Raw genomic sequence first — 8,628 nt, 5'->3', positions numbered from 1 at the left:
CATCCAAGACGGACAGGTGATCCTTCACAGCTCCTGACCACCACTCACCGCGAAACCCCAACCATGATCACCAGGTCGGGGTTCGCTGCCGCGTGCCCAGCTCAGGAAGGGATTTTCGGGGCAGATTATTTGCGGCGGATCTGGCGCACCCCCACCCCTTCATGCCAGGCGTCGATGACCAGCTCGTCGCCCTCGACGCGGGTCCACACCACTTCCGTCAACTCGATCCTGAACAGATGCGAGTCTGCGTCCGGCTGGAACGACGCCAGAAGCGCCGGGTCGGTGATCTCCACCGCCCGCCCGGCCAGCTTCACGTCGCCCTCCCACGTGGACGGGTCGGGCCCTTCGGGATCCTTGGAGGTCACGTGGATGGCCATCCTCGGATCCCGTCGCAGGTCGAGCGCCTTGACCGCCCGAGGCATCGACCCCGTCCACAGCTCGCCGTCCTTGAAGCTCGTCTCGGTGCCGCTGACCCGAGGCGAGCCGTCCTTGCGCAAGGTCGCCAGGACCTTGTGCTTGTAGGTGTCCAGCAGCCGCCGCGCCACCTCGGCCAGCTCCGGCGCCTGCCGGTCGAACTCCTGCCATGAAGCCATGGCCCACATCATGGCCGACGGCACCGACAGAATCCCCGTTCGTGAAGCGCGATTTACAAACTCGGCTTCCGTTGGCTAGTTTGTAAACGAATCAACGTTTACTAACGAGGGAGCCTGTATGGCCGGCGACCACCCGTTCAGCGCCTCGGTGTTCATCGGCACGAGCCTCGACGGGTTCATCGCCCGCGAGGACGGAGACATCGACTGGCTCACCAGCCGGGGCGCCGCCGCGGGCGGCGACCTGGGCTACCAGGACTTCATCGACGGCATCGACACCGTCGTCATGGGCCGCGGCACGTACGAGCCTGCTCTCGCCTACGACCCGTGGCCGTACGAGGACAAGCACGTCGCGGTGCTCAGCACCACGCTCGACGCGGGCACGGACCCGCGCGTCACCGTCCACCGCGATCTGGACGGGCTCATCCGCGGGCTCACCGAGCGCGGCACCAAGAGCGTGTACGTCGACGGCGGCCAGACCATCAGGACGTTTCTGCGCGCCGGACTGGTCGATGAGATCACCATCACCGCCGTCCCTGTGCTGCTGGGCACGGGGCTTCCCCTGTTCGGACCGATCGGCGGGGACGTCTTGCTCGTCCACCGCTCCACCAGGGTCTACGGCGCCGGCGTCGTCCAGTCCACCTACGGCGTGCTACGCCAGCAAGACCATCCGGCAAATGGCCGGGAAGGTGCCTGCTGAGCCGCATGCGGTGCGCGAGCTCATCTGGCGTCGTGCTCGTAAGGCCGGATGAGCCGGTGCTATTGAGTGGTCATCGTGATCTCGGCGGGCACATCTCGGCTTCCGTTTCCTCGGTGAGGATGCTGATCGGGTTGCCCCAGTCGCCGTTGATGTTGGTGACGACCATATGCCCGCCGTCTCGGGTGCCCATCGCATAGGTCCAGGAGCCGAGCCCGTGGGCGGTGTTGTCGATCCACTGCACGCCCTTGGTGGAGACGGTGGTGAACATCTCCTTTTGCAGCGCGGGCGGCAGCAAACGGCCGTTCAGCACTGCCCGATAAAAGGTGTTCAGGTCGTTCATGGTCGAGACGATACTGCCGGCTGACCCGGCCCAGGAGGGTCGCCGACCATGACCGCGCCCTACCCGTATGGCCTCCTACAGCCCCGGGTAGAAGCCCGGAGAGCCCAGCTGCTCGAACCAGCTCGGTGGCTCAGGCGCGGTGAACGCGTTGGCCATCGCGTCCAGCCAGGCGGCGAACGCCGGCTGAGCGTCCAGCGGCTGGCGCACCGTCGAGGCGCGAGCGTAGCCGATCCTGGCGTGCCCTGACGTCTGAGTCTCGCCGGCGGGGCAGTACGACCCAGGCCGAGCCGGGCTTGCGCAGCGCGGGGTGGGCACGTGGAGCGCTTTGGCCAGCGCGGGCACCAGCCCGAAGCGGGCGGTGTGGTGCTGGGCGACCACCTTGCCTCGGCCGGTCCGGCAGGGCAAGCCGGCGGGGGCGGCGCAGGAGGACATCGGGCAGTCCAATGCTTCCACGCGCAGGAAGTCGCTGTCGCTCACCCCGAGATCAGTTCATGGGAGCGTTTCGTCCGCCCCGCCTTTTGCACCGACCTATGAAACAGACAATCGCCTGGACGCCCCTGCCGCCGGTGTCGATTTCCGGAGTCGTCTGCACAAACCTCCATACTCGTGTGCACGCCGAGCCGAATCTGCCTGTACTGATCAAGGTCTGCCGCCTTCTTCGATGAGGTGGCGGTAGTGGCTACGGCGGTCCGCCAAGAGCTGCTCGACGCGCTCATCGGTGGTCTCGGTGATCCGGGAGAGTTCGTCGAGCACCGAGCCCTGGCGAGGGTGGTCGCTGGTGGCGACGTAACGCCGGGTGCGTTCGATTCCCGCCGCGTAGAGCAGCCGGTGGGGCAAGATTCCCCAGGTGTCGAAACTGGCGTAGACGGCCTCGTGCAGGAGCCAGACATCCTCGACCTGGCGATGCTCGGCCACCAGCAGGACCGCGAGTTCGATGCTGCGGCAAAACCCCCGCGAGCGCCTGTGTGCGTGGATCGGCAGCCCCTCTTCGTTGAGTCCGCCCTCGAAGGCCAGCAGCACCCACAGCTCTGGATCGTCGAGCCACCATCCAGGCTCGGGAACGGCATCATGCGTCGGCTCTGGCATGTCAGCGGCCCGCGGATGGGTTGCCGGCGTGACCGGGGGTGGTGTCGGCTGCACGGTTCAGGACCCGGTAGACGGTGGCCCGTCCGACCGAGAAGACTTCCATCAGTTCGGCGATGGTGTAGTCGCCGGTGGCGTGCATGCGGACCAGCTCGGCCTGCTGACCCGCGGTCAGCTTGGGGGCGCGGCCCTTGAGCCGGCCGCGGGAGCGGGCGATCGCCATGCCCTCACGGGTGCGCATCTTGAGCAGGTCGGCCTCGAATTCGGCGAAGACTGCCAGCATGTTGAAGAACATCTTCGACATCGGGTCGGACGGGTCGTAGATGCTGCCCCCCAGAGAGAGGCGGACTCCGCGGGTGACAAGGGTGTCGCCGATGTCGCGGGCGTCGGGGACCGAGCGGGCGAGCCGGTCGAGTTTGGGCACCACCAGCGTGTCGCCGGAGCGGACGGCCGCCAGGGCCTGGTCCAGGCCGGGCCGGGCCCGGTTGGTGCCCGTCAGCCCCTTGTCGAGGTAGATCCGGTCCTCGGGCACACCGAGAGTGGCAAGGATCTCGCGCTGGGCGGTGAGGTCTTGGGCGACGGTCGAGCATCTGGCGTAGCCGACGAGTTCTCCCACCTGTCGATCGTACCGTTTAGCCCCCCATCACCGGACAGTTTCGCGGACTACCTATCTGAGACGTGCGGGCGGCGTGCCGAGCTGCGCTTCGATGATCTCCGCGGCCGCGCGTCCGGGTGTCCGGTGGAGGTTCCCCTAGCGGACACCTCCGGAGGAGGCCGCCTCCTCCCGAACGTGTCCCTAACCCCAAGCTAAGCTGATCTGCGCAGTTCAACCGGTTTCCGAGAAGATCGTGTTCTCGGGAGCGGAGACGGTCACGACTTTTGAGAACACGCACAGCTGAGAGGCAAAACCCCAGCTTGGCACCCGTGAACAGGGCTATGTCGCTAGATGGCGGCTGGGGCCACCTCCGGGAGAAGAATTCTGGCGACGGGGCGGCGCGTCGTCCCCACACCACGCAACCCCGCCTGCGGCGACATCGACGGCGACGACGCCGTCATCCTGGGCATCGTCGTGTCGGCACTGATAATTTCTAGTGCCAATATCCGTCGTAGTGGTCGACCAAGTGCTGGGCGTCTGGGCCGGCCGAGGCGGCGGCGACTGTGAGGTCGGCCTCTCGGAGGATCTCCGACCGCACCAGCGGCGGCACCGACGCCGCCGGCACCTCCTGGCCGTCGCGGTGGAAGGTCATCGGGTTGGTTGCGCACAGCGCGTCCAGGTCCCAGCCCTCGTCGGACATGCCCTCGACGACGCGCAGGAGCCAGCGGGCCTGCCAGCCCGCAAGGTCGCGCACCACCTCGCCCTGCCCCTCGTGACAGTCGTGCTCCCAGTAGCCGATCGACACGCCGGTCCAGCCGTGCCGGATCAGCTCCGTCCGGGCCAGGCCGTAGCGCACGACGTGACCGGCGACGCGGTCCGGCTGTTCCGCGTACACCTCGCGGAGGACTTGTTCGAACGGTTGTGCCAGACCCCTCTCGCGCCACGCGTCCACCTCCTCGGCGCTTGCGTCGGCCGGGTGCCACAAGGCGACAGGGCCCTCGGGGCGGCGCCCGGCCAGTTCCCAGCCGTCGACGGTTCTGACTGGCAGGCCTGAGGGGCCGCCGGGGATCCGCCACACCAGGGTGCGTGCGTCGGGGCCAGTGACGGGGTGGTCGAGGAGGTGCTCGCCGACCTCACGCCAGGTCCATTCGCGCTGGTGGATGAGCGCCTGTTCCAGGCGGCAGCGCGCGGCCGTGCGCGCCTGCTCGACCTCTCTGGGCGTGGCGGCGGCGGGCAGAGTGCGGTCGAGGAACTGGTCGCGGGTCAGCGCGGCCGCGTCGGCGAGCGCGTCGAGCGCACGAGTGACATTCTCCTGTACGGACGCCGCCCGCACCTGCGTCTGAATGAGCGCCAATGGGGTGACTGTCTCGGGTCCGCCCCGGCGGGCCAGCACGCCGACAGCCCCGTTGGCGACGGTCTCGCTGCGGCAGGTGGAGCCGGGGCCATCGTGGCCGGTGCCGCAGGTGACGGCGGCGTCGGCGAGCAGCGACGGGACCCAAGGTTCGTCAATGACCTCGCAGGTCCAGATCAGGCCGCGCGCCACCGATACGGTCCGGCCCTTCAGGAAGCGGTCCTCGCTCCAGCTGATGTCGGCGTGGTGGCAGACGAACGGGCCGCCCCGGTAGGCGGCCAGGCGGGTGACCAGCTCGTGGACAAGGGCGATGGCCTCAGGGGTGAGCAGGTCGCAGACGGCCGGCAACCAGCCGTCGCCTGGAGCCGGTGTGTCGGCGGTGGCCCAGTGACGCAGCAGCGGCAGCATTCCGGCCAGGCGGGGGCCGTACTCCTCGGCCAGCATCGTGGCGAAGGGGTCAGCCTCCCCGATCACGTTCCTGACCGCACCGGCTGAGCCCTCCTCGGTGAGCAGGCTCTCCAGGAGCGGCTGGAGCTCTCCGAGGTCCGTCAGGTGGCCGAACAGGTCGCGGCGCTGTTGCGGATGGAGCAGGTGGGCGGCCGACAGCGGGATCCGATAGAGCTCCTCGTGGCGGGTGTGGCCTTGACGGGCCCAGTAGCCGGCGCGTTCGGCCAAGTTCCAGGCGTCGTCGGGCGTCCAGTCGATGGCGCGCCCGGCCACGGTGCGGACCAGGCGCAGGACGCGCTCGTCGTAGTCGTGGCCGCCCTGCGGGCTGAGCCAGAGCTTGGTGTGGGCGTAGGTGCCGTAGAGGCGCCAGTCGGTGCCAGGTCCGGGGTCGAGGCCCTGCTCGGTGAGGGCGTCGAAGCGCTGGTAGGCCTCCTTGGTAGCCGGTTCCAGATGATCCCAATTCCCCGCGAACGTCATTCGATGATCGTAGTCGCACGATGTTCGAATGAAGATCGTCGTTCTGGACGACTACCAGCGGGTTGCTCGAGACCTGGGTGTCCGGCGTCCTTCTCCCGGAGGTGGCCGTCTCCGCTCCCGAGAACACGATCTTCTCGGAAACCGGTTGACCTGCGCAGATCAGCTTAGTTTGGGGTTAGGGACACGTTCGGGAGGAGGAGGCCGAGGAGACGAAACGGCCCGGCTCGGGATCGGGAAGGAACGCGGCGGGGATGCCCTGGCCGATCATGAAGTCGCGTTCCCGGTCGTAGGCCTCCCTCGTCCGGGAGAACCAGGTGAGGATGCCAAAGATCCGACGCGCGGCGGCCTCGTCGATGCGCGCGGCGTCGAACCATTCCTCCACCTCCCGCTGGGCTTGGGCCCACAACTGGTTCATGGCCTCCTGCCCTGCCGTATGCGACCGCCCCGCCGCGCCGGGCCGGTCGCCCTCGTAAACAGGCTGGTACGACTGGACAGTCAGCAGCGGGCCGAGGCTGCCACGCGCGGCGATCTTCCCGGTCCGGATGAGGTCCAGCGCGGTCGCGGCCGCTTCCAGCAGCGCTTCCTGACGCACGGTGTCGAGGGTCTCGTACGGGCGCCATAGCGTGATTCCGGCCCGAGGTGGCCAGCCGGCGGTGACCCAGATCCGTTCAAGGGCGGCGGCCGAGTGCCGGCGGTCAGACCTTGGAAGGTGAGCCGGTCCATGACCACGATGTGCTCGAGTGCCGCACGGTCCGGCGCAGGCTCGCCCAGCGCTTCGGCGAGCCAGAACGCCTGCTCGGTTTCGAGGCGGCGCCCGTGCGTGGGACAGCTGAGCATGAGCGGGATCCTGGCGGTCAACGGACTCCCGCGGCCGGGTTCGGCGGCGCAGACAGGGCAGACTCGTTGTGCGGTCCGAGGGGTGTGACGGGGCAGGGGGAACCAGGGTCGCCATCGCCGGCCTGCCCTGCGGCGCGGGCCGCCCGCACGCTCGCCATCACCCGCTCGACGACGTCGCGCGTGTGGCCATGTGATCGCCCTGGTCAGCGACGGCCTCTGCCTGGATGCGTGCGTTCGGTGATGCTCATGCCCTTCCCGCGGAATGCAGCCGGTGCGCACACTGTCACTTGGCCTCATCCAAAGGACGTCAGGCGCGGCGGCGGGCGCGGTAGGCGCTGGCTTTGGCGCGGTTCTGGCACGACAGGCCGCAGAACCGGCGCGAGGCGTTCCGTGTGACGTCGAAGAAGACCAGCTCGCAGCCGCTCGCCTCGCAGGTCCGCAACCGCACCCCCTGACCGACGCCGATCACCATGGCCAGCGCCGTGGTGGCGTCGGCGGCCCAGGCGTCCACCAAGTCCGCACCCACCCCGTGGAAGGCCAGGACGGGCGGGTCGCCGTGCAGGTTGGGGACGGCGTGGTGGCGTACCAGGGCCTGGTTGAGCCCGGCGATCGCGCCGGGCGCCCCGGTGAAGGCCGGACGCAGTTCGGCGGCCACTTCCGCGAGCCGGTCGGCGTCGGAGGCGGTCAGCGACCGGCTCGGTGTCCAGCCGTGGCGGGTGAACGCGTCGTCGAGGGCAGCCCGGCGACGGGCGGAAAGATCGGCCGACGGACCGGCAGGGACATCGGCACCGACATCCGCACCGGCATCGGCACCGACATCGGCACCGACATCGGCGGGCGGGTCCGCCGACGGGTCGGCAGGAAGGGCGGTCGGCGGGTCTGTCGGCAGATCCTTCGGCAGGGCGGTCGGCGGGTCGACTGGCTTGCCGCGGGCCTGCGTGACGGCCAGTTCGTTCACCAGGATGACGGCGAGCTCCGCCCATCGACCCACATAACTGTCTATTTGGGATTGACCAGTGATGCGCCATGCGTCTATCGTCACCGTCATAGCTTAGCTAGCTAGTGATTAGATAGTGAAAGGATCTTCCATGAGCGCAGTGTCGAGGCTTGCCCGTCGCATGTGGCATCAGCTTGAGCCCATCCACGCCATCTTGTACTTCTCACCCCAGGCGTTCGAGGAGGCGGCTGGGCTCGGTTACGACGTGGAGTCGCGCTGGCCGAGCTATTTCGCCTACCGCACGGCTCCGCTCGGGCCGGTCGGCACGCGGCTGGCCACGGCGGCGTACTACAGCTTCAGCCCGAAGACGGTCGCCGAGCACGTGCCGGCCGCCTGGGAGGTCGCCTCACCCGAGCAGGTGCTGCGGGCCCGGATGACTGCGGTGGACAAGACCTACCGGCACCTGCTCGGCGACAGGGTGGCAGGGCCGGAGGTCACCGAGGCGGCCGAGCTGGCCAGGCGGGCCGCCGAGAGCGTGACCGTGGCCGGGCGGCCGTTCACCGCCGCCAACCTGGACCTGCCCTGGCCCGACGAGCCGCACCTGGTGCTCTGGCACGCGGCCACCGTGCTGCGCGAGCACCGGGGCGACGGGCATTTGGCCGCACTGCTGGCCGCGGAGCTGGACCCGTGCGAGTCGCTGGTGTCGTTCGCGGCCGTCGGTGCCGCGCCGGAGGCGAACTTCGCCGGGCGGGGCTGGAGCGAGCAGGAGTGGGAGGCCGCGCGGGAACGCCTGGCCGCGCGCGGGCTGATCGGGCAGGACGGCCAGGCCACCGAGGCCGGGCGGGCGCTGCGCGACCAGGTGGAACGGATGACCGACGTCCTGGCGGCCGAGCCGTGGCGACTGCTCGGCGAGGAGCGCGCCGAGCGGCTGGCCCAGCTCGGGGCGCCGTTCCTCGGCGCGGTCTTCGAAGCCGGACTGCTGCCGATGACCAGCACCCTCGGCATCGCCACCATCAAGGTTCCCGACTGAGCCCGCCCGTCTGCTCGGCCAGCACCGCGCCGACCAGGCGGATGATCGAGGGCCGGTCGGGGAGAGGGAACCGCAACCGCCCAAGAGGACCGGGGCAGCCCAGGGCGACTGAGGCCGACCCGATAAACGGCTGAGGCCGACCCGACGAGACCGAGCCCGACCCGCCAAACGGCTGAGGCCGACCCGAGAAGACCGAGGCCCCGCCCCCCGATCCCGGCCCTGGGCGCCGGCAACTGGCGCG

Annotated in this window: 10 protein-coding genes; 2 read left to right on the top strand and 8 right to left on the bottom strand. The window is 69.3% G+C overall.

The annotated features are described in order from the left end of the window. Nucleotides 1-125: 125 nt before the first annotated feature. Nucleotides 126-593 carry a pyridoxamine 5'-phosphate oxidase family protein gene (locus ETD85_RS57320; protein WP_138698244.1) on the bottom strand — a complete coding sequence of 156 codons (468 nt, stop codon included), beginning with the start codon at nucleotides 591-593 and terminating at the stop codon, nucleotides 126-128. Between the two features lie 118 nt (nucleotides 594-711). On the opposite strand from ETD85_RS57320, the gene ETD85_RS57315 reads away from it, so the two are divergent. Next, complete coding sequence (locus tag ETD85_RS57315; RefSeq protein WP_138698243.1) at nucleotides 712-1,290, top strand: dihydrofolate reductase family protein; 579 nt, start codon at nucleotides 712-714, stop codon at nucleotides 1,288-1,290. Between the two features lie 70 nt (nucleotides 1,291-1,360). On the opposite strand, the gene ETD85_RS57310 is transcribed toward ETD85_RS57315, so the two are convergent. From ETD85_RS57310 to ETD85_RS57280, 7 genes are all read right to left on the bottom strand, one after another. Further along, on the bottom strand, nucleotides 1,361-1,630 hold the full coding sequence (locus tag ETD85_RS57310; protein ID WP_138698242.1) for a hypothetical protein: 270 nt from the start codon (nucleotides 1,628-1,630) through the stop codon (nucleotides 1,361-1,363). Between the two features lie 75 nt (nucleotides 1,631-1,705). Continuing rightward, nucleotides 1,706-2,107 (bottom strand): zinc finger domain-containing protein, encoded by a 402-nt coding sequence (locus tag ETD85_RS57305; RefSeq protein WP_138698241.1) that lies wholly within the window; start codon nucleotides 2,105-2,107, stop codon nucleotides 1,706-1,708. A 162-nt stretch (nucleotides 2,108-2,269) separates the two neighbouring features. Beyond that, a complete protein-coding gene (locus ETD85_RS57300) occupies nucleotides 2,270-2,716 on the bottom strand; it encodes a hypothetical protein (RefSeq protein ID WP_138698240.1) in 447 nt (148 codons plus the stop codon). Between the two features lies 1 nt (nucleotide 2,717). Continuing rightward, on the bottom strand, nucleotides 2,718-3,329 hold the full coding sequence (locus ETD85_RS57295) for a recombinase family protein (RefSeq protein ID WP_138698239.1): 612 nt from the start codon (nucleotides 3,327-3,329) through the stop codon (nucleotides 2,718-2,720). Between the two features lie 472 nt (nucleotides 3,330-3,801). Beyond that, nucleotides 3,802-5,583, bottom strand: coding sequence for a DUF4132 domain-containing protein (locus ETD85_RS57290; protein WP_138698238.1), 1,782 nt, complete (start codon nucleotides 5,581-5,583; stop codon nucleotides 3,802-3,804). A gap of 175 nt (nucleotides 5,584-5,758) precedes the next feature. Then, nucleotides 5,759-6,175: a hypothetical protein gene (locus ETD85_RS57285; protein WP_138698237.1), complete on the bottom strand. Its 417-nt coding sequence runs from the start codon at nucleotides 6,173-6,175 to the stop codon at nucleotides 5,759-5,761. A 552-nt stretch (nucleotides 6,176-6,727) separates the two neighbouring features. After that, nucleotides 6,728-7,462 (bottom strand): CGNR zinc finger domain-containing protein, encoded by a 735-nt coding sequence (locus tag ETD85_RS57280; protein ID WP_240780081.1) that lies wholly within the window; start codon nucleotides 7,460-7,462, stop codon nucleotides 6,728-6,730. A gap of 46 nt (nucleotides 7,463-7,508) precedes the next feature. Between ETD85_RS57280 and ETD85_RS57275 the strand changes: the two genes are divergently transcribed. Further along, nucleotides 7,509-8,387 (top strand): SCO6745 family protein, encoded by an 879-nt coding sequence (locus tag ETD85_RS57275; RefSeq protein ID WP_138698235.1) that lies wholly within the window; start codon nucleotides 7,509-7,511, stop codon nucleotides 8,385-8,387. The last annotated feature ends 241 nt before the right edge of the window (nucleotides 8,388-8,628 follow it).

The organism is Nonomuraea zeae, from assembly GCF_005889725.1.
In the GTDB taxonomy this organism is placed as follows: domain Bacteria; phylum Actinomycetota; class Actinomycetes; order Streptosporangiales; family Streptosporangiaceae; genus Nonomuraea; species Nonomuraea zeae.
The sequence above is the reverse complement of the archived record's forward strand: the minus strand, read 5'-3'. Positions and strand labels throughout refer to the sequence as shown.

Coding starts and splice junctions, on each gene's coding strand:
- ETD85_RS57315 (WP_138698243.1), top strand. CDS start 712: ATGGCCGGCGACCACCCGTTCAGCGCCTCGGTGTTCATCGGCACGAGC.
- ETD85_RS57290 (WP_138698238.1), bottom strand. CDS start 5,583: ATGACGTTCGCGGGGAATTGGGATCATCTGGAACCGGCTACCAAGGAG.
- ETD85_RS57320 (WP_138698244.1), bottom strand. CDS start 593: ATGGCTTCATGGCAGGAGTTCGACCGGCAGGCGCCGGAGCTGGCCGAG.
- ETD85_RS57275 (WP_138698235.1), top strand. CDS start 7,509: ATGAGCGCAGTGTCGAGGCTTGCCCGTCGCATGTGGCATCAGCTTGAG.
- ETD85_RS57300 (WP_138698240.1), bottom strand. CDS start 2,716: ATGCCAGAGCCGACGCATGATGCCGTTCCCGAGCCTGGATGGTGGCTC.
- ETD85_RS57310 (WP_138698242.1), bottom strand. CDS start 1,630: ATGAACGACCTGAACACCTTTTATCGGGCAGTGCTGAACGGCCGTTTG.